Origin of the sequence: Bacillus sp. V26 (genome assembly GCF_034296245.1) — a bacterium.
GTDB classification, from domain to species: Bacteria; Bacillota; Bacilli; order Bacillales; family Bacillaceae; genus Bacillus; species Bacillus halotolerans.
This window is the reverse complement of the sequence record NZ_JAXKQF010000003.1, coordinates 33,767-54,421: the sequence shown is the minus strand read 5'-3', so window position 1 is coordinate 54,421 and position 20,655 is coordinate 33,767. Positions and strand designations below refer to the sequence as shown.

General features: G+C 45.7%; 18 protein-coding genes and 2 pseudogenes. 14 read left to right on the top strand and 6 right to left on the bottom strand.

Features of this window, described 5'->3' with window-relative positions; genetic code table 11:
- Window positions 1–13 precede the first annotated feature (13 nt).
- The 3 genes from aspP to sacB form a co-directional block, all read right to left on the bottom strand.
- On the bottom strand, window positions 14–1,576 hold the full coding sequence (aspP, locus tag UJ203_RS11065) for an aspartate/proton symporter AspP (protein WP_024122949.1): 1,563 nt from the start codon (window positions 1,574–1,576) through the stop codon (window positions 14–16).
- A 107-nt stretch (window positions 1,577–1,683) separates the two neighbouring features.
- Window positions 1,684–3,234 carry a 2,6-beta-fructan 6-levanbiohydrolase gene (gene levB, locus UJ203_RS11060; protein ID WP_322010752.1) on the bottom strand — a complete coding sequence of 517 codons (1,551 nt, stop codon included), beginning with the start codon at window positions 3,232–3,234 and terminating at the stop codon, window positions 1,684–1,686.
- A 77-nt stretch (window positions 3,235–3,311) separates the two neighbouring features.
- On the bottom strand, window positions 3,312–4,733 hold the full coding sequence (sacB, locus tag UJ203_RS11055) for a levansucrase (RefSeq protein WP_322010750.1): 1,422 nt from the start codon (window positions 4,731–4,733) through the stop codon (window positions 3,312–3,314).
- A 597-nt stretch (window positions 4,734–5,330) separates the two neighbouring features.
- On the opposite strand from sacB, the gene UJ203_RS11050 reads away from it, so the two are divergent.
- The 8 genes and pseudogenes from UJ203_RS11050 to padC all read left to right on the top strand — a co-directional run bounded on the left by UJ203_RS11050 (window position 5,331) and on the right by padC (window position 11,606).
- On the top strand, window positions 5,331–5,672 hold the full coding sequence (locus UJ203_RS11050; protein WP_105990931.1) for an ArsR/SmtB family transcription factor: 342 nt from the start codon (window positions 5,331–5,333) through the stop codon (window positions 5,670–5,672).
- Window positions 5,673–5,683: 11 nt separating this feature from the next.
- Window positions 5,684–6,982, top strand: coding sequence for an arsenic transporter (locus UJ203_RS11045; RefSeq protein ID WP_248338590.1), 1,299 nt, complete (start codon window positions 5,684–5,686; stop codon window positions 6,980–6,982).
- Window positions 6,983–7,004: 22 nt separating this feature from the next.
- Entirely contained in the window at window positions 7,005–7,424 is a 420-nt protein-coding gene (arsC, locus tag UJ203_RS11040) for an arsenate reductase (thioredoxin) (protein ID WP_105990933.1), read from the top strand.
- 335 nt (window positions 7,425–7,759) lie between these two features.
- The gene (locus UJ203_RS11035) at window positions 7,760–8,326 is read left to right on the top strand and encodes a C1q-like domain-containing protein (protein ID WP_305934981.1); all 567 of its coding nucleotides are present in this window, start codon (window positions 7,760–7,762) and stop codon (window positions 8,324–8,326) included.
- Window positions 8,327–8,458: 132 nt separating this feature from the next.
- Window positions 8,459–9,823 carry a serine hydrolase gene (locus tag UJ203_RS11030; RefSeq protein WP_322010745.1) on the top strand — a complete coding sequence of 455 codons (1,365 nt, stop codon included), beginning with the start codon at window positions 8,459–8,461 and terminating at the stop codon, window positions 9,821–9,823.
- A gap of 5 nt (window positions 9,824–9,828) precedes the next feature.
- Window positions 9,829–10,536, top strand: coding sequence for an aspartate/glutamate racemase family protein (locus UJ203_RS11025; RefSeq protein WP_322010743.1), 708 nt, complete (start codon window positions 9,829–9,831; stop codon window positions 10,534–10,536).
- Between the two features lie 107 nt (window positions 10,537–10,643).
- Window positions 10,644–11,098: pseudogene (locus UJ203_RS11020) on the top strand (DUF3237 domain-containing protein).
- A 22-nt stretch (window positions 11,099–11,120) separates the two neighbouring features.
- On the top strand, window positions 11,121–11,606 hold the full coding sequence (padC, locus tag UJ203_RS11015) for a phenolic acid decarboxylase (RefSeq protein WP_322010741.1): 486 nt from the start codon (window positions 11,121–11,123) through the stop codon (window positions 11,604–11,606).
- 28 nt (window positions 11,607–11,634) lie between these two features.
- Here padC and UJ203_RS11010 read toward each other — a convergent pair.
- The 3 genes and pseudogenes from UJ203_RS11010 to slrR all read right to left on the bottom strand — a co-directional run.
- A pseudogene (locus UJ203_RS11010) lies at window positions 11,635–11,821 on the bottom strand (hypothetical protein); the annotation flags it as partial.
- Between the two features lie 10 nt (window positions 11,822–11,831).
- The gene (locus tag UJ203_RS11005; protein WP_322010737.1) at window positions 11,832–13,292 is read right to left on the bottom strand and encodes a carboxylesterase/lipase family protein; all 1,461 of its coding nucleotides are present in this window, start codon (window positions 13,290–13,292) and stop codon (window positions 11,832–11,834) included.
- A gap of 75 nt (window positions 13,293–13,367) precedes the next feature.
- Window positions 13,368–13,826: an HTH-type transcriptional regulator SlrR gene (slrR, locus tag UJ203_RS11000; protein WP_268511142.1), complete on the bottom strand. Its 459-nt coding sequence runs from the start codon at window positions 13,824–13,826 to the stop codon at window positions 13,368–13,370.
- 245 nt (window positions 13,827–14,071) lie between these two features.
- Between slrR and UJ203_RS10995 the strand changes: the two genes are divergently transcribed.
- The 6 genes from UJ203_RS10995 (at window position 14,072) to UJ203_RS10970 (ending at window position 20,654) form a co-directional block, all read left to right on the top strand.
- Window positions 14,072–14,764 (top strand): YveK family protein, encoded by a 693-nt coding sequence (locus UJ203_RS10995; RefSeq protein WP_415859189.1) that lies wholly within the window; start codon window positions 14,072–14,074, stop codon window positions 14,762–14,764.
- A 22-nt stretch (window positions 14,765–14,786) separates the two neighbouring features.
- On the top strand, window positions 14,787–15,470 hold the full coding sequence (gene epsB, locus UJ203_RS10990; protein ID WP_322010731.1) for a protein tyrosine kinase EpsB: 684 nt from the start codon (window positions 14,787–14,789) through the stop codon (window positions 15,468–15,470).
- 232 nt (window positions 15,471–15,702) lie between these two features.
- A complete protein-coding gene (locus tag UJ203_RS10985; protein ID WP_181185715.1) occupies window positions 15,703–17,523 on the top strand; it encodes a polysaccharide biosynthesis protein in 1,821 nt (606 codons plus the stop codon).
- 11 nt (window positions 17,524–17,534) lie between these two features.
- On the top strand, window positions 17,535–18,680 hold the full coding sequence (locus UJ203_RS10980; RefSeq protein ID WP_322010728.1) for a glycosyltransferase family 4 protein: 1,146 nt from the start codon (window positions 17,535–17,537) through the stop codon (window positions 18,678–18,680).
- Entirely contained in the window at window positions 18,677–19,513 is an 837-nt protein-coding gene (gene epsE, locus UJ203_RS10975; protein WP_322010726.1) for a glycosyltransferase EpsE, read from the top strand. Before UJ203_RS10980 ends, epsE begins: the two co-directional genes overlap by 4 nt.
- Window positions 19,506–20,654: a glycosyltransferase family 1 protein gene (locus UJ203_RS10970; RefSeq protein ID WP_322010724.1), complete on the top strand. Its 1,149-nt coding sequence runs from the start codon at window positions 19,506–19,508 to the stop codon at window positions 20,652–20,654. Before epsE ends, UJ203_RS10970 begins: the two co-directional genes overlap by 8 nt.
- Window position 20,655 lies beyond the last annotated feature (1 nt).

Genomic DNA, 20,655 nt, shown 5'->3' with positions numbered 1-20,655 from the left:
AACTCCTGCTTCTTTATTTATCATAATCAATCGCGGCTTTCGGGAGCCCGGTATACTTTGCCCAATAGTAAATCGCAAGCGAGCCGATGGCAACCAATATCAGATCGACGGGATTGCTGATAATGCCTAAGCCATGCCCGAAAGAGCCGATATAGGAAAAAATCAGCATCATGACATAAAATCCGACGAGCCACCAGGCTGATTTTAGCTGCTGGGCCAGGCTGACGTCTTCTTTAGGCGCGTATTTGCTGAAGCAGAGATAGATCAAAAACATGACGAGCTGTGAGCCGAGAAGCCAGGAAACAGTTGTCCATCCTGACCAGTACACAATAAAAGCTGTGAAAATAAATGAAAGCGGCCCGATGATGCTCATTCCTTTCAAATAAAACGGCCTGTTTAAGTCCTTCGCATTTACTCTCAGTGCGGCTGAACAAATTGGTGCAATCGCATAAGAAAGGATGAGAGCGACAGAACAGACATTGACGAGCGCGTTCCACGAAGGGAAGGGGAGCGTCCAGAAAATCGACATGGCAAATGAAAGCCAGAGTGAAGCACGGGGTGTTCCCGTTTCTTTATTGACCTTTGAAAATATGCCAAATAATGTGCCGTTCCGCGCCCAGGCGTAAACGAGGCGAGACGTCGTGTTCATAAAAATATTCCCGTTTCCTCCCGGAGACAGAATGGCGTCTAAAATGACAAGCGTTGCAAGCCAGCCTAAACCGAGCATGACCGCAATGTCTTTAAACGGCAATGAAAATTCACGGCCGATTGCCGGCCAGCCGTTTTTCAGCGTTTCTGTCGGAATCGCACCGATAAAGGTGATTTGCAAGATCGTGTAAATAATGGTTGAAACGATAATACAGATAATTAAAGCGATCGGGATATTGCGTTTCGGATTTTGCACCTCACCGGCAACAGACACAATAGGGTGCAGCCCGAGATATGCAAACATGACACCCCCGGTCGAAATGGCGGCCTGTATGCCTGTAAAACCAAAAGGTGCAAACCCTTCAACCGACAAGTTTCCCGGCTGAAAATGAAAAAACAGCACAATAATGATCGTGACCGGTACGATATATTTAAAAATAGAAATAATGAAATTGGCTTTTGCAAAGGTTTTAACGCTCCAGTAATTCAGCAGGAAAAACAAGCAGAGCAAGGCAAACTGCAAAATCCAGCCTGCAATGGTCGGTGAGTCAGAGCCCTCTTTGGTCAGGCCCGGAAACCAATAGGCCACATATTGCCGGACGGCTGTGACTTCAATTGAAATCAGGCTTGTGTAAGCGACAATTGTGACAAATGAAATTAAATAGCCGACCAAATGGCCGTGTGAATAAACCGGATACCTGATGATGCCTCCAGTGCGGGGTAGAGCGGCTCCGAGTTCTGCGTACACCAGTCCGATTAACAGAATAATGGCTCCTCCGATAATCCAGGAAAAAGCGCCGGAGGGTCCTGCTTTTGAAGCGACATTACTGACAGCGAACAGCCATGCTGATCCAAAGATAGCTCCCATCCCGATCAGAATCAGATCAAACAGCGACATCGATTTTTGAAAATTTCCTTGTTTAGACATCCGCTTCCTCCTTAGAAACAAGCCTTATATTTCTTACAATGCCCAATATGAAACAGAGAATACCGTTCTGAAATAAAAAACAGGCGCAGCCCGCGCTGCACCTGTTTTTATTCATGAATCGAATCAAAGTGTTTCACTGTTATATTTTTGAAGGAGGCTGTGCCGCCATCAGAAAAAAGGGTAATACCTTTATCTTCAGGCTTTGGGAAGACTTCATTTGAAAAAACGGTTTTCCCGTCGTCAACAAATACCTCTACCGTTGTTTTATCGACAAGTATTTTCAAATGCACCTTACGTTTGCTTACATCATAAGGAGCTTTGCTTTCGACATAGGTATTGCTTTTGTCAGGCTGATTTGTGGCTGCTCTATTGACATATGCATAGCCGCCTTCAGCGAAAATGCCGACATCAATATGGCGTTTTTGGTCTTCTGATTCTCTGAGCCTGACGCCAGCATTCTTCAGCTCTGACCAAGAAAGATCCGTATCAAGCTGGTACGTATCACCTGTTATCGACAGAGTTTTTGATCCGTGCACATCCTTATCCTCTATTTCGTCAGTTGAAACAGTCAGCTGCTCCAAAGCTTCAATCGGCTGTGAGACGAGGCTGTATGTTCCGTCCTGCTCCTGCAGTCGGAGTTCGCGTATGACAGAATCTGTGCCGTTAAAGCCGTTCTTCATTGTCGGGGTGTTGTTGGCATAATCCCAATTGTTCATCCAGGCAAGCGCATACCGCTTTTCTAATGGATCTGTGCTTTTGCTGTCTTCGAACGTCACACCGCCGTACCAGTCGAAGCCATAGTCAAGCCATTGAGCTTCAGTCTGATCCGCTGTAAATTCTTTTCCGTCGAAGCTTCCGGTCCAGTAGGCGTACGTATTTGGTTTGCCCCACGGTTTACCGTTCGCGCTCGCACCGAGAACCCATTTATTCGTTCCGTCGCTTGCCCGCATCATGTAGAGGTCAGGACATTCGACCATTCCCGCCTGCTCTGGGAAGAATCCGCTTGTGTAATGCCAGTCCTTAAGATTATCGGATTCATAAAAGCCGATTTTTGATCCTTCAGCCATGACCATGACCCATTTGTTATCCTGGTCATCCCATATCACTTTCGGATCTCTAAAATCGTCTGTGCCCGGATTAGGCATAACGGGGTTGCCAGTGTAGAATTTGAAAGATTTTCCTTTGTCTGTGCTGTACCACAAATATTGTTCCTGCTTTTTGTCTTTGGCTGAGGGCTGTGTCACAATCGCGACAAGCGCATTTTTCCCGAAGCCGGCTGTGTTCTCTTTATCCACCACGACGGAACCAGTCCAAATATCACCGTCCGGGTTTGTATATTTCGGAATCGCCACGCCTTCATCTGTCCAGTGCACCAAATCGTCTGATACGGCATGGCGCCATTCTGTACCGTTGCCTTTTGGGTAATCCCGGTTATATAGATAGAAATAATGATACTTGCCATCAAAATAGATCGGTTTTTGAGGGTCATTTTTCCATTTATCCGGCGTCGTAAAATGATATGCCGCCCGGTAGTCCGGCTTTTGGACAGATTTTGATTTTTTGGCCGGCTCCTCGTTTGACCATAAGTCAATAAACAAAAGTATTCCTGTAAAGATGAGGAATACGGCTGACCATTTGCATGTTTTTTTATATTTCATTTCGGATTCTCCGCTTTAGATTTTAATAAAGAAATAAAAGAAAATGCCAATAGGGTATCGGCATTTTCTTTTGCGTTTTATTTGTTAACTGTTAGTTGTCCTTGTTCAAGAATGCTGTTTTTCACAACAGATGTCTTTTTGCCTTTGATGTTCAGTAAGAAGCTTGGTGCAAACGTTGCCTGTTTGTCTGCATAGAAGCCTCTGTTTGTCATGTAGCTTGTAATAACGACATTGTTCCCTTTAGCTTGCGGTACGGCAAAGTGTGAGTAAGTAAAGGTCACATCGTTAGGATCTAGATCCATTTTCAGCACAAGTCCGGTTTTGTTCAGCGGCTTGTACGGGCCTGTTAAGGAGTTAGAGACATAACCCAGCATGTAAATATCGTTAGATGTAATGCCGTCGATTGTCATTTTTGATCCTCTAGAGTCAGTGAACAGATACCATTTGCCATTCATTTTGAAGACATTCGCACGTTCGATTTCGTCAGTTACTGTGTTAGATGTGATCAGCGGTTTCATGACTTTCTTCAGTGTGTAGTCATCGTTGAGCTCAATCATGCCAAGTGCGCCGTTAGCTAATTCTGCAGTGCGTTTTTTATCGCTTTGCAGAAGTTTTTGACTTTCTTGACGGAAGAATGATGAGCTTTTGCCATAATAAGCTTTGTTAAATAAAGATTCTTCGCCTTGGTAGCCGTTTTCAGTTCCTGTGTTCGCTTCAAATACCAGGTATTTGCGGCCGTGATCTTCCACATAGTGAGGGTCTCTCAGCGTATGGTTATCGCCTGAACTATAGTTGCCCTCATCAATGAACTGCTGAACATTTTGATATGTTTTGCCGTCGCCGTCAAAAATGGACTTGTGATCTTCTACACCGTTAATCGTAAGAGAACTGTCTGAAGTTGACACGTTAACCTGTGCAGTTGTCAGTGTTTGTTTGCCGTAATGTTTACCGGAAAAGTCAGTGTAGAATAAACGGATTTTGCCGTCAGATGTAAATGTAGCTGATCCTGACCATTCTTGTGTCTGATCTTTTAAGATGGGATCATTTGCATCAAACTTGTCACTGTCTTTAAAGACACGGCCTGCGTTCTTCCAGCTGTCAATGGAAGTCTCGCCAACTTTTTGATAGAACATGTAAATCGATGTGTCATCCGCGTTTTTAGGGTCTCCTGCTAATGCAAAGACAACATGGTAGCCATGATAGTTTGCGACTGTGCCGTCAGCGTTTTGCAATGGCCAGCTGTCCCACACGTCCAAACCTTTTGCGGAAGAGATGTTTTTAATCTTCGATTGGTCAAATTCAGGCACCTGATATTTTTCATTCTTTTGCTGTTCAGGGATTTGCAGCATGTCGTGGCGGGTAATATGGGAAATGCCGTATGTTTCTTTATACGGTTTGTGATCTGCTTCTTTCGCAAACGCTTGAGTCGCGCCTCCTGCCAGCAGTGCGGTTGTAAAGGTTAATACTGTTGCCTGTTTGGCAAACTTTTTGATGTTCATCGTTCATGTCTCCTTTTTTATGTACTGTGTTAGCGGTCTGCTTTCTTCCAGCCCTCCTGTTGATAATGGCAAGTCGGTTACGTGCAATAAAAAAAGACCTAAAATATGTAAAGGGGTGACGTCAAAGAATACACTTTGCCCTTAACACATTTTAGGTCTTGCCTGCTTTATCAGTAACAAACCTGCGTAATTTACTTTTCGACATTATTCTATTAGACACTGATTCTTATTTCAACGGGTCTATTTTCCTCTTTTGTTTGATAGAAAATGAAGAAAAAGAATTTAAGAGTACAGGTCTTATGGACTAATCCGGCTGATTATTTCTTTGCATCTTCTACAGGTTATAAAAAGCTTTCGCATGGGCATAAAGTTCCTTTTTATCAGGCCTATCCGAACAACACAAAAGTGATAAAGAAATGTAAATTCATAAATCATTCACAATATGTGACAGTATAAATAAAGCCATTTTAGCTTCATAAGGGAAGGAATGATAATAAAAAAGATTTTAAACGGTGGTCCTTTTTCTTCTAGCATATAAGTGTTGACTTATATAAATGGTGGATTATACAATGAACGCGGAAGGGAGCTGATGCTTTGATGAAGCATGCCTTGACATCTGCTGAAATCAGTCACTGCCTGAAGCTTCTTCATGATCAAACCAGGCTTTTGATCATGAAGCTGCTGGAGGAAAAAACATACTGTGTCTGCCAGTTTGTCGATATGTTTGACATGAGCCAGCCAGCTATCAGCCAGCATTTACGGAAGCTGAAACAGGCCGGATTTGTGAAAGAAGAGAAAAAGGGACAATGGCGGTTTTATTCAATTAATTCGGCTTGTCCTGAATATGGATTGATTCAATCGATTCTCGGTCACATCAGCTCAGATGATGACGTGTTGCAGTCTATTCAGAAAAAAGAAACTCAAGTTTCTTGTAAGTAGGAGGTTCTCGTTTGAGTTCAGCAGTTTTAGCAGCAAGTATCTTTATTCTTACACTTATTTTTGTTATTTGGCAGCCGAAAAATCTGTCTATTGGCTGGTCAGCCTGCGGGGGAGCGGTTTTGGCTTTGCTTGCGGGGGTTGTGAGCGTAAAGGATGTGGCGGACGTTACCGGCATTGTATGGAATGCGACTCTGGCGTTTGTGGCGATCATTCTCATCTCGCTCATTTTAGACCACATTGGCTTTTTCGAATGGGCTGCTTTGCATATGGCGAAGGCGGCCAAAGGCAGCGGCCTTCGTATGTTTATTTATATTTCCGTTTTAGGCGCCGTCGTGGCGGCATTTTTTGCCAATGACGGTGCGGCGCTTATTTTAACGCCGATTGTGCTTGCGATGGTGCGGGCTTTGCGTTTTGAAGAAAAGCTGGTGTTCCCGTTTATTATCGCGAGCGGGTTTATCGCTGATACAACATCGCTTCCGCTTGTGGTCAGCAATTTGGTGAATATCGTGTCGGCCGATTTCTTTCACGTTGGGTTCATTGAATATGCGGCACGGATGATTGTCCCGAATCTCTTTTCGCTTGCGGCAAGTATACTCGTCTTATACTTATTTTTCAGAAAAGGGATTCCGAAACATTATGATCTCAGTCAGGTGAAGAAACCGGCTGATGCCATTAAAGATATAAACATGTTTCGTATGTCATGGCTTGTGCTGGCCATGTTATTAATCGGTTATTTTGTAAGCGAAATATGGTCCATCCCCGTATCCTTTATCGCCGGTGCGGTGGCTGTTTTCTTTCTTCTTATGGCGAAGAACAGCCCGGCCGTTCATACGAAGCAGGTGGTCAAAGGAGCACCGTGGGCGATTGTGTTTTTTTCCATTGGGATGTATGTCGTCGTGTACGGGTTAAGAAACGCGGGCTTAACAGACCTTTTGTCCAGCCTTATACAGGCAGCGGCAGACCAGGGGCTGTTGGCGGGAACCATGGGAATGGGCTTTATCGCGGCTGTTTTATCATCGGTAATGAATAACATGCCGACCGTCATGATTGACGCTATTGCGATAGCCGGTACGGATACACATGGAATGATGAAAGAAGCCTTAATTTATGCAAATGTCATCGGTTCTGATCTGGGGCCGAAAATCACGCCGATTGGGTCGCTGGCGACGCTGTTATGGCTTCATGTTCTCGCGCAAAAAGGAGTGAAAATCTCTTGGGGGACATACGTGAAAACAGGGGTGATTCTGACTGTTCCGACCCTGCTGATGACGCTTTTCGGCCTGTATATCTGGTTATTGATCATTCACTAAAACATCTGGGAGATGAACAAACATGTCTAAAAAAACCATCTACTTTTTATGCACGGGCAACTCCTGCCGCAGCCAAATGGCTGAAGGCTGGGCGAAACAATATCTAGAAGATGAATGGAATGTATACAGCGCGGGAATCGAAGCGCACGGGCTCAATCCGAATGCTGTAAAAGCGATGAAGGAAGCGGGGATCGACATCTCCGGCCAAACATCAGATATCATCGATCCGGCTATATTAAACAGTGCTGATCTTGTCGTGACGCTTTGCGGAGACGCGGCTGATAAATGCCCGATGACGCCGCCTCACGTCAAGCGCGAGCACTGGGGCTTTGATGACCCTGCAAAAGCGGAAGGATCGGAAGCGGAAAAATGGGTGTTCTTTCAGCGAGTTCGTGACGAAATCGGCGAGCGGCTCAAGCGCTTTGCGGAAACAGGTAAATAAGCTGGAAAAGCCGGGAGGATGGTCTCCCGGCTTTTTTGTGGCTCTCATCGCGGTGATGATGATGGCTGTACCCGCAGATAACCAGGGGATACCAAACGATATTGCCATTGGTAATTCTCGTAATCGCAATTTAAAATGTGGATTGATCTTATATCTTTTTTATAGGTCTTGTAATAGAAGCAGTAATCCGTTTTGGAACTAGCAGCTTTCATTTTTGTTTTTGAGTTTAGTCGGGCAGATACCGTTTCAAAGCCTGTAACGATCAATATAATAATGTATTGCGAAAGCAAACAAATGATAGAAGCGAAAGAAAACGTATAAGGAGGAATAAGTCAATGCCGCCACGGCCAACGAAATGGATTAAGAGAAACGATCGACCGGAACCTCTTTTATCACCAAGTGTCATGCAAGGCAGAAATGGAAATACCACATCCACTCAACAAAACCAGCTCTTCGCACCAATTACATCAGATACGAACCAGCCTATTTCTGCTTTCAGAGCCACCAGCAATGCGAACCTGTCAGTGGCTGCAAATGCAGCTAGCGGAGTCCGATTTCAAAATGTACAATTTGATTTGGCGAATGAATATAACCCCAACACATCTACATTTTCACCGAGAACAGCAGGCGTATATTCTTTAAATGCATCAGTTGAGTTTCAACCGAATGCGATTGTTGACTTCAACTTAGAAGTCGTATTTCTCGTGAATCAAGATGTGGTAGGCGGAAATAGCCAATTTCAAGCAGGAAATCTTCCGGCAGTCGTAGCCATTACGGAAATTCTTCAGTTAAACGCCGGAGATACGGTGACAGTTGCAATGAGAAGTACTGCCGCCGGATTCATTCAAGCGACTCCGAGAACCCGTTTTGCAGCCGCCAGAGTTCCTTCTCCGACTGCGTAAAAAGGAGATTTTGATTCAATGTAAATCTAAAGTTGATTTTTCCTGTTAGAGGATTGATCAGCTTTTTTTATATTTTCAAAATAATTGAAACATTAACAGCTCAGTATCGTACGAAAAAGGGGAGGTGGAGCAATGAATCAGAATAAAAAGAAGGAACTTAAGACTTTATTTGAAACATTAGGTGAAAGAAAACATTTCAACGGGGCGGTTTTAGCCGCAGAGGATGGCGACATTTTATATCATCACGCTTTCGGTTATGCGGATTTGCCGGAAAAACGGCTTTTGCAAGAAAACTCTTTGTTTGAGCTGGCATCACTATCAAAGCCTTTTACAGCGATGGCAGTTGTTCTATTGAAGGAGAAAGGGATTCTTGGTTATGAGGATACGGTGGAGCGCTGGATTCCCGGATTTCCTTATGAGGGTGTTACGATTCGGCACTTATTGAACCATACATCCGGGCTTCCCGATTATACGGAGTGGTTTGTCGCCAATTGGAATAAAAGCGAGATTGCAGTGAATCAGGATGTTGTGGATATGCTAATGAATGAGCAGCCGCCTTGCTATTTTGCTCCGAATGAAGGCTGGCTGTACAGCAATACGGGGTATGTGCTGCTGGCAGTTTTGATTGAGAAGGCATCCGGCATGGGCTATGCGGATTTTTTGAAACAACATATTTTCACCCCGGTCGGCATGGCGAACACGAGAGTATATAACAGAAGGCTGCGTCCTGAGCAGATTGATGGCTATGCGTATGGTTATGTGTATGATGTGCATTCCGGACAGTACGTTCTTCCTGATGATCTGGAGGAAACCAGCTATGTTGTGTATCTGGATGGAATACAGGGAGACGGTACAGTGAATTCTGTCACAAGCGATTTATTTCGGTTTGATCAGGCTTTATATCAGGACAAATTGATCAGCAAGGCTTCTAAGGAAGCCGCGTTTTCGCCTGTACAACTGAACAATGGGGAAACGGTTGACTACGGATTTGGCTGGGTGCTGCAAAACAGCCCTGAAAAAGGACGAATTGTCAGCCATAGCGGAGGCTGGCCCGGCTATTCGACGATGATGATCCGATATATAGACCATCGTAAAACGCTGATCTATTTGAGCAATATGGAACAGGATGCTGATTATGAGCAAGCGATACTGAAGGCGGCGGAGAATATTTTATTTGACCAGCCTTATGAAATCCCGGAACGTTCTGCTGATAAAAAGAAAAAAGACATTGATACAGCGATTTACAGCCGCTATGTTGGCAGCTACTCCATTCATGATGGGACAGCTGCGACGGTGACAGCCGAGAACGAGCGGCTTTATCTGCAAATTACCGGACAGATGAGGTTTGAATTATTTCCTTCCTCGGAAACGCGTTTCTTTCTGCAATCATTGCCTGTTGAAGTTGAATTTATGTTAGGGGATGGTGCTGCGAAGAGCTTTATCATTTATCAGGACGGAACAGAGGAAGAAGCGGTCCGGACGGATAGAAAGGAATGAATTTGATGATTGGCATATTAGCTGGAATGGGGCCAAAATCGACCTCTCCGTTTTTAGATAAGGTCATTGATTACTGTCAGAAGCTCTATAGCGCTTCACATGATATCGATTACCCGCAGATGATGATTTATTCCTGTCCGACACCCTTTTATGTCGATCGTCCAATCGATCATGATGAAATGAAAAAAGCGATTATTGATGGAGCCGTCAAGCTGGAGAAGACCGGTGCGGACTTTATTTCTCTTCCTTGTAATACCGCGCATGCCTATTTTGAAGACATCCAGCAGGCATTGTCGATTCCTTTGTTACATATCATTGAGGAAACGATGAAGGAGCTTCCGGATTCAGCACAAAAAGTGGCTGTTTTAGGAACAGACTCAACCATACAATCCTGTATTTATCAAAAAGGGTTGAAGGCGGGCGGACATGAGTTTATTCATGAGAAACATTGGCAGCGGGAAGTCAATCAGCTCATCGCCGCGATCAAACAGCCGAATCATGTTCACAAGACTCAGGACATATGGCGGGAGCTATATTTGGAAATCAGTAAAAGAGCGGATCTCATCATTTCGGCTTGCACAGATTTGAACACGGTGTTAGATCATTTTCACGGTGATATCCCGATTATAGATTCCTCTGATTGTCTCGCAAAAAGCACGGTCAGCACGTATCTTGCTTATCAAAACGAACCATTCAACAAGGGCTGTATGTAATCGGCTCTTGTTTTTTTGTGTTCTTATCGTTTGACAGCCTCATGCAATGTTGTTAAAGTAAACATGTAAATAGTTACATGATCTCTTCTGGAGGTCAGGTGGTGCTTATGAAGAATCCAGTTTTAAAGAAATTCGTCTCTCTAGACATGAAGGTTGATCCTCCGATCACCATTGGTGAGACAGGCTTAGGGCTGAGACGTTGGATTCCGATTCGATCGGGAACAATAACCGGGGAAGTGAAGGACGTATTTTGCCGGGCGGAGCTGATTCGCAAATCATTCGCGCTGACGGCAGAACAGATTTATCTGCCAGATATGTCATAGAAACAGCAGATCATGAACTGATTTACATTGAAAACAATGGAATACGGCAAGTCAGCGAGCCGTTCCGAACCCAAGCAGCTGCCGGTGAAATGATTGACACCGAGCATGTTTATTTCCGCACGGTGCCGACTTTTGAGACAGGCAGTGGAACCTATCAATGGCTGCATGACCGCTTGTTTATCGGTTCCGCAGAAAGAACCCCTGATTACGTTCGATTAGACATTTATGAAGTAGAGTAAAAGACTAAGGAGAGTGTGAAATATGGAAAACTTTATCGGAAGCCACATGATTTATACTTATGAAAACGGTTGGGAATACGAGATTTATATTAAAAATGACCATACAATTGATTATAGAATTCATAGCGGAATGGTTGCCGGACGCTGGGTTCGGGATCAGGAAGTGAACATTGTCAAACTGACAGAGGGCGTATATAAAGTGTCTTGGACAGAGCCGACAGGCACAGATGTTTCGTTAAACTTTATGCCGAATGAAAAACGCATGCACGGCATTATTTTCTTCCCGAAATGGGTGCATGAACATCCTGAAATTACGGTCTGCTACCAAAATGACCACACTGACCTGATGAAAGAATCACGCGAAAAATATGAAACCTATCCAAAATACGTAGTGCCTGAATTTGCGGAAATTACATTTCTGAAAAATGAGGGAGCCGATAATGAGGAAGTCATTTCTAAAGCGCCTTATGAAGGAATGACAGACGATATTCGCGCAGGAAAATTGTAAAAAAACAAAAACCCGGTAAAGAGAATGACTTCTCTTTACCGGGTTCTTTTTGCTGAGTATGTGGGCACCATCACAATTCCTGCGAAAAACAGTATGATTCCAATCCAGCGAATGGGCTGGTAATAAGCTGTGTCTCGCAAAAAAACGACTGCTGATAAAATGAAGATACATGCTGCCACAACGATGACGGCACCCATGCAGCCCGATTTCCCCATGTGATTCTCCTTATGAGTTTAATAGTTTTTTCCGCTTCTCACCATCAGGATCATGCTCAATAGAAAGTTCGCAATTCAAAATCAAGGTTTCTCGTTTGTCTTCAGTATAAGCCGGCCATTGTACATCTTCGCAGCTTGGATTTCCTGTTTTTGCGAAGGCAAGCCATGCTGATTGTATCGTGTGTGAGAGCTGTTTGACCTCATCCGTAATGTCTGCTTGTACCATTCGTTTCAGTCCGTTTAGATTGCCGAACACAAACGGCAGTTCCAGTGCGTGAAACGCTTTATTGTATGGCGGCTTGTCCGGATGCCAGTCGAATCGGTACATCCAGACAGGTGCGTAACGGGACTGGGCGGAGGCGCAGGCGACGGCCGGGCGCCAAAACAGCAAATCAGTCATGATATGAATTTGGCTTTCGAGAGAGCGCGGATACAGATCGGCCACTTTCTTTGACAGCGGCTGACCCAATAGATACTCAAGCGCTTCATCTATCGTTTCCTGAGAGTGAACTTCTGAATCCGGTGTGAAAAATAAATACCCTTCATCACGATTTGTTCCGACTAACAGCGGAATGCCGTCAGCAGCCCCTTGAGCAATGGCTTTCTCAGGCTCAGCAGGCAGTGTTTTCGGATCAAGTGCAGGCTGGAAGAACAGCTGAAAGATATTTTCATTTTCGGTTTTTCGCAGCTGATCGGCGGCTTTAAGCAAATCTTCCGCAGACACAGTATGCAGCCTGTCCAATTGGTGGCGGTCAATTCCAAGGATTCGTAAAAAAGCATGCCCGGTGCTGGCCGCTTTTTCTTCCGTCATGGTTCGGGAAGATCCGCTTTCCAGGATTGCTTTCTGGAACAGGCCTTTTGCAGCAGGCATGGCAAGCAGTGCGGCAATGCTCATACCGCCTGCTGATTCTCCAAACACCGTTACATTTCCCGGATCGCCGCCAAACGCAGAGATATTGTCCCTGACCCATTTCAGAGCCGCGGTTTGGTCAAGCAGTCCAAGGTTGTCGGAATACGCTTCATCAATGGAAGACAAATGTAAAAAGCCGAATGGCCCCAGCCGATAGTTCAGTGTGACGACAATGACATCCCCCTGAGCCGCCAGGTTTGAGCCGTCGTATAAAGGCTCACTGCCTGCGCCGAGATAAAATGCGCCGCCGTGAATCCACACCATGACAGGACGATTTTTGCCCGGAGTGTCAGGTGCAAATACATTTACATACAGGCAATCCTCAGACTGGCGGGGCAGTTCAGGGTATGAATATGACAGTAAATCAGGCGGCTGCGGGCAAACCGGGCCGTACGCAGTTGCGTCCAGTACGCCTTCCCAGGCTGCCGGCGGCTCAGGTGCTTTAAAGCGCAATTGTCCGACGGGCGGCTTTGCGTAGGGGATGCCTTTCCATATTTGGACACCGTTTTTTGAAATGCCTTTCACTGTGCCGTATTGCGTTTTGACCATTGATTCAGACATAGCGTTCTCTCCCTTTTTCCCCCATTATAAACAGATTTGTCCTGATGATGCGAACCTCATCCCCTTATCTGATAGTCATTTTCCCATCGTTTTTAAAAAGGTTTTGACTTCTTGAACTGTCAGGCCGATTTCTCTCGCTTCTGCCATCAGCGCTTTCCACTCTTCTATATTCGATTCTGTCAGCTTTCGGTTTCGGTAGGAGGCGGTTTCAGGCTCCTCTTTCTTCAGCTTGTTCGTAAAAGTGAACAATTCTTCCTTTTCCATTCCAGCTTGAACAGCTTGCACAAGATGCACACGCCATTCATCCTCTCCGCCGCTGATTTTTTGATACATCATCGTTTCAGCGTCGAATAATTCTGTTAATTCGACATCCAGGGTTGCTGATACTTTTTTTAAAAATTGAACGGATGGATTCTTATGAACGCCTCTTTCAATCTTGCTTAAATAGGATTTTGAAACGCCTGACTCGATAGCCAGCTGATTTATAGAATAGCCTTTTCTTTTGCGGTACAAACGGATAATTCTTCCAATCATAATATGAAATTCTCCTCTATTCCTGTCGTTATTTCGTTCATTATAAGGAATTATTTGTTCTTTATAAAATTTAAAATAATAAGGGAAGCGCAGTAAATAAGAGGAAAATCATGATATTGTTCTCTAAAGAGAACTTATTGGCTTATTTTGCAATTTTTAAATAATAAAGTTTTCTTTTATAATCCAATCATTAACAGAAAGGGGCTTGGGAAGCCAGCCGTGAGAAGGCTGAAGGCTATGAATATATGAATGAGAATATGAGTTTTAAAGAATTATACGCGATTGTCAGACATAGATTCGTGCTGATTCTGCTCATCACAATAGGCGTCACCTTTATTACTGGTTTTGTGCAATTTAAGGTTATTTCACCGACTTATCAGGCGTCGACTCAAGTGCTGATTCATGAATCAGACGGTGAAGAAAACTCGAATCTCAGTGACATCCAGCGAAATCTTCAGTACAGCAGCACGTTCCAATCCATTATAAAAAGCACGGCCTTGATGGAAGAGGTCAAGGCGGAATTGCATCTTTCTGAATCGGCTTCCTCGCTGAAAGGAAAAGTGATGACCAGCAGTGAAAATGAATCAGAAATTATCACCGTTGCTGTTCAGGATCACAATCCGGAGCAAGCGGCTAAGATTGCGAACACGTTAGTCAGCAAGTTTGAAAAAGAAGTAGATGAAAGAATGAATGTCCAAGGCGTACATATTCTATCAGAGGCGAAGGCTTCTGAAAGCTCGATGATCAAGCCGTCCCGAATGAGAAATATGGTCATGGCTTTTGGGGCGGCCGTGATGGGCGGCATTACACTGGCTTTTTTTCTGCATTTTCTCGATGATACGTGCAAAAGCGCACGGCAGCTCAGCGAGAAAACCGGATTGCCCTGCTTAGGCTCCGTCCCTGATGTCAAAAAGAAACGGAATCGCAGGGTTGGATAAAACATTTCGAGGAGTGAAGTGAGTGGTCTTTAGAAAAAAGAAAGCAAGGCGAGGTTTGGCTCAAATATCCGTTTTACATCATAAATCAATTGTTGCGGAACAATATCGCACCATTCGGACAAACATTGAGTTTTCATCCGTACAGACCAACTTGCGGTCCATTCTCGTCACCTCCTCTGTGCCTGGTGAAGGAAAATCGTTCAGTGCAGCGAATCTTGCGGCAGTCTTTGCGCAGCAGCAGGAAAAGAAAGTGCTGCTGGTGGACGCCGATTTAAGAAAACCGACAATTAACCAGACGTTTCAGGTTGAAAATCTGACCGGGCTGACAAATGTGCTGGTCGGCAATGCTTCCTTAAAAGAAACGGTGCAAAAGACCCCGATCGATAACTTATATGTGCTGACAAGCGGACCGACGCCGCCGAATCCGGCAGAACTGTTATCCTCGAAGGCAATGGGAGATTTGATATCAGATATCTATGACCAATTCAGTCTGGTGATCTTTGATTCTCCTCCGCTTTTAGCTGTCGCGGACGCTCAAATTTTAGCGAACCAGACAGATGGAAGCGTGCTCGTTGTCTTAAGCGGAAAAACAAAAACCGATACCGTCCTGAAAGCGAAGGACGCACTGGAGCAATCCAATGCAAAGCTGTTGGGCGCTCTCTTAAATAAAAAGAAAATGAAAAAATCAGAACACTATTCCTATTAATTTGTGCTTTTAGGTGATGTCTCCTTACCTGTATCAATGGAGGCACTCGGCTCCGCTGTGGGCAGCTTGAACAGGCTGCCTTAGATGCTGGTCGTCGCTGGCGGGGCGTGAGGACGGGTTAAATGCCCACTTATTTGATATACATAGGAAATGTTATCGGTTTAGCTGCTGTCGTTTTTTAGATGACGAAACCGCCGCAGCTAAACCGATAAAAGTATTAGGGGGGAAAAGGTTGAGTTACCGGAGAAGACTGTCAATGATTATCGCGCTGGATACTTATCTCGTTTTGAATTCAGTTATTGCAGGATATCAATTTTTAAAAGATTCTTATCAATTTTATGACTCCGGAGCATTATTGCTTACCGCTGTCAGCTTGCTCCTCAGCTATCATGTATGTGCTATCCTGTTCCGTCAGTATAAACAAGTCTGGACATACACCGGGCTTGGCGAACTGATCGCTCTGCTTAAGGTCATTACGATTTCAGCCGCTGTGACCGGCATCATTCAGTACGCTGTGTATCATACAATGTTTTTCCGGCTGTTAACGGCGTGCTGGGTGCTTCAGCTTCTGTTCATCGGGGGGACCCGCGTTTTATCGAGAATAATAAAAGAAAGCATCAGAAAAAAACGCAGCACGTCGGCCCGCGCATTGATTATCGGAGCGGGATCAGGCGGAACCCTGATGGTCAGGCAGCTGCTGCAGAAAGACGATCCTGACATTACACCTGTCGCTTTTATTGATGACGATCAAACGAAACATAAATTAGAAATTATGGGACTGCCCGTCATCGGCGGAAAAGAAAGTATCATGCCTGCGGTGCAAAAGCTCAAAATTAACTATATTATCATTGCGATTCCTTCTCTCCGTACCCATGAACTGCAGGTGCTATACAAAGAATGCGTGCGGACCGGAGTGAACATCAAAATCATGCCTCATTTTGATGAAATGCTGCTTGGAACGCGCACTGCCGGGCAAATCAGAGATGTAAAGGCTGAGGATTTACTCGGCAGGAAGCCGATAACCCTCGACACAAGCGAAATTTCAAACCGCATCAAAGAAAAAACAGTTCTCGTCACAGGAGCGGGCGGTTCAATCGGCTCGGAAATCTGCCGGCAAATCAGCGCGTTCCAGCCTAAGGAAATCGTTCTTCTCGGCCATGGGGAAAACAGCATTCATTCTATTTATTCTGAACTGAATGGACGATTCGGCAAACACATCGTGTTCCACACAGAAATTGCGGATGTGCAGGACCGCGACAAAATGTTTACCTTAATGAAAAAATACGAACCGCACGTCGTCTATCATGCGGCTGCCCATAAGCATGTGCCTTTAATGGAGCACAACCCCGAAGAGGCAGTCAAAAACAACATTATCGGAACAAAAAATGTGGCGGAAGCGGCAGATATGTGCGGGACAGAGACATTTGTGCTCATTTCATCTGATAAAGCGGTGAACCCGGCCAATGTAATGGGGGCAACAAAACGCTTTGCTGAAATGATTATTATGAATCTGGGGAAATTCAGCAGAACAAAATTCGTCGCTGTCCGCTTTGGCAATGTGCTCGGCAGCCGAGGCAGCGTCATTCCGGTTTTTAAGAAACAGATTGAAAAAGGCGGTCCCGTTACGGTGACACATCCGGCGATGACCCGCTATTTCATGACCATTCCCGAAGCGTCACGGCTTGTCATCCAAGCTGGAGCGCTGGCGAAAGGACGCCAAATTTTTGTTCTTGATATGGGCGAGCCCGTGAAGATTGTCGATCTCGCCAAAAACCTCATTCATTTATCTGGCTACACGACGGAGCAGATTCCGATTGAGTTCACAGGCATTCGCCCGGGTGAAAAAATGTATGAGGAGCTGCTGAACAAAAATGAAGTTCACGCCGAACAAGTTTTTCCGAAAATCCATATCGGCAAAGCGGTGGACGGCGACTGGCCATTGCTGATGCGCTTTATAGAAGATTTCAATCAGCTGCCGGAAGCCGAGCTCAGAGAGCGGCTGTTTGCGGCAATAGACACATCAAACGAAATGACGGCTGCCGGCGTTCGTTAGGGGGAGTGGAGATGACGAAAAAAATCCTATTTTGTGCCACTGTCGATTATCACTTTAAAGCTTTTCATCTTCCTTACTTTAAATGGTTTAAACAATTAGGCTGGGAGGTTCATGTCGCTGCGAGCGGGCAGACGCGGCTGCCGTATGTCGATGAGAAATTCTCCATTCCGATTCGAAGGTCACCCTTTCATCCTCAGAACATTGCCGTTTACAGACAGCTGAAGAAAGTGATCGAAACCAACGAGTACGACATCGTCCATTGCCATACGCCGGTCGGCGGCGTTCTTGCCCGGCTTGCGTCACGGCATGCGAGACGAAACGGAACAAAGGTGATCTACACCGCTCACGGATTTCATTTTTGCAGCGGAGCGCCGATGAAAAACTGGGTCCTTTATTATCCGGTTGAAAAATGGCTTTCTGCCTATACAGACTGCCTGATCACCATAAATGAAGAAGATTACACACGAGCGAAAGGGCTTCAAAGACCGGGCGGAATGACAGAAAAAATTCACGGCATCGGCGTTAATACAGACAGGTTCCGGCCAGTCAGCCTTGAAGAGCAGCATAGGTTGAGAGAAAAGCACGGCTTCCAAAAAGATGACTTTATATTGATCTATCCGGCTGAACTGAACCTCAACAAAAATCAGAAGCTGTTAATTGAAGCTGCCGCACTGCTGAAAGATAAGATTCCTGAGCTCCGTCTTGTTTTTGCCGGAGAAGGAGCGATGGAACAAACGTATCGGGCCTTAGCTGAAAAGCTTGGAGCTTCCCGCAATGTTTGCTTTTACGGCTTTTGCCGCGATATTCACGAGCTGATCCAGCTTGCGGATGTATCTGTCGCCTCCAGCATCAGAGAAGGCCTCGGCATGAATGTGCTTGAGGGCATGGCGGCAGAGAAGCCGGCGATTGCCACTGAGAACCGTGGACACCGGGAAATCATCCGGGACGGAAAAAACGGGTTTCTCATCAAAATTGGCGACAGCGCCGCTTTTGCCGATCGCATTGAACAGCTCTACCTTGAGCCGGAACTGCGGAGAACACTCGGACAGGAAGGCCGCCACACAGCCTTGCGCTTTTCGGAAGCGCGAACGGTAGAGGAAATGGCAGATATTTATTCCTTGTACATGGATATGGATAAAAAGGAGAAAAGCGTATGAATTCAGGACCGAAAGTTTCTGTCATTATGGGCATTTATAATTGTGAACGCACTTTGGCGGAAAGCATTGAATCTATTCTCAGCCAATCCTATAAAAATTGGGAGCTGATTATGTGCGATGATGCGTCAACAGACGGCACGCTCCGTATCGCGAAGCAGTACGCCGCTCATTACAGCGACCGCATCAAGCTGATTCACAATCAAACAAACAAGCGGCTGGCCGCTTCGTTAAATCACTGTCTTTCTTATGCGACAGGCGAGTATATCGCCCGTCAGGACGGAGATGATCTGTCCTTTCCGCGCCGTCTGGAGAAGCAGGTTGCTTTTTTAGAAAAGCATCGTCACTACCAGGTGGTCGGCACCGGCATGCTAGTGTTTGATGAATTTGGGGTAAGGGGCACACGGATGCTGCCTTCTGTTCCGGAGCCTGCCATCATGGCGAAAGGGACGCCGTTTTGCCATGGGACAATCATGATGAGAGCCAGCGCTTACCGTACGCTGAAAGGCTATCGTTCGGTGCGGCGGACAAGACGAATGGAGGATATCGATTTTTGGCTCCGCTTTTTTGGGGAGGGCTTCCGAGGCTATAACCTCCAAGAAGCGCTGTATAAAGTAAGGGAAGACAGCGACGCATTCAAGAGGCGGTCTTTTACCTATTCAATCGACAACGCTATTCTTGTGTACCAGGCATGCAGACGCCTGAAGCTTCCTTTTTCCGCTTACATCTATATCGCAAAACCGCTCATTCGCGCGATTATGCCTCCTGCTGTGATGAATCGTTACCATAAAAAAAGAGTGATGAATCAGAAGGAAGGGCTTGTGAAACATGAATAACAGCCAGCAGCGCGTGCTCCATGTTCTCAGCGGCATGAACAGGGGCGGCGCGGAAACCATGGTCATGAATTTATATCGGAAAATGGATAGAAGCAAGGTGCAATTTGATTTTTTAACCTATCGAAATGATCCGTGCGCTTATGATGAAGAAATTTTATCGCTAGGCGGGCGGCTTTTTTATGTCCCAAGTATCGGACAAAGCAATCCCCTCACATTTGTGAAGAATATAAGAAACACAATAAAAGAAAACGGGCCGTTCAGCGCGGTTCATGCGCACACAGATTTTCAAACCGGCTTTATCGCGCTTGCGGCAAGGCTAGCCGGGGTGCAGGTCAGAGTATGCCATTCCCATAACACCTCGTGGAAGACCGGCTTCAATTGGAAGGACCGCCTGCAGCTGATGGTGTTCAGACGCCTCATTTTGGCATATGCGACTGAATTGTGCGCTTGCGGAGAAGATGCGGGCCGGTTTTTGTTCGGGCGATCAAATATGGAGCGGAAGCGTGTTCATCTGCTGCCGAACGGAATCGACCTTGATCTGTTCTCTCCCGCCGGGCAGGCGGCCGATGACGAAAAAAAATCACGCGGCATAGCGTCTGACCGTCTGATCATTGGTCATGTGGCCCGATTTCATGAAGTGAAAAATCACGCGTTTTTGCTGAAGCTTGCCGTTCACCTGAAAAAACGGGGAGTTCGCTTTCAGATGGTTCTCGCAGGAGACGGACCGCTGCGGGAGCAGATGGAGGAGGAAGCGCAGCGGCTGAATCTGCTTTCAGATGTCCTCTTTTTAGGAACTGAAGAACACATTCATGAGCTCATGCGCACCTTTGATGTATTTGTCATGCCGTCGCTGTACGAAGGCTTGCCTGTTGTGCTTGTGGAAGCGCAGGCTTCGGGCCTTCCGTGCATTATTTCCGACACGATCACAGAAAAAGTCGACACGGGCCTCGGACTTGTGAAAAGGGTGAGTCTCTCTAAGCCGATGGACATTTGGGCTGAAACGATTGTAAGAGCGGCCGCCGCAGGCAGGCCGAAGCAGGAGCTCGTGAAAGATACCCTTGCGAAACTTGGCTATGATGCGCGGCGAAATGTGGGTGCATTGATGAATTTATATCAGATTAGCACTGAAAAAGGACAATAAA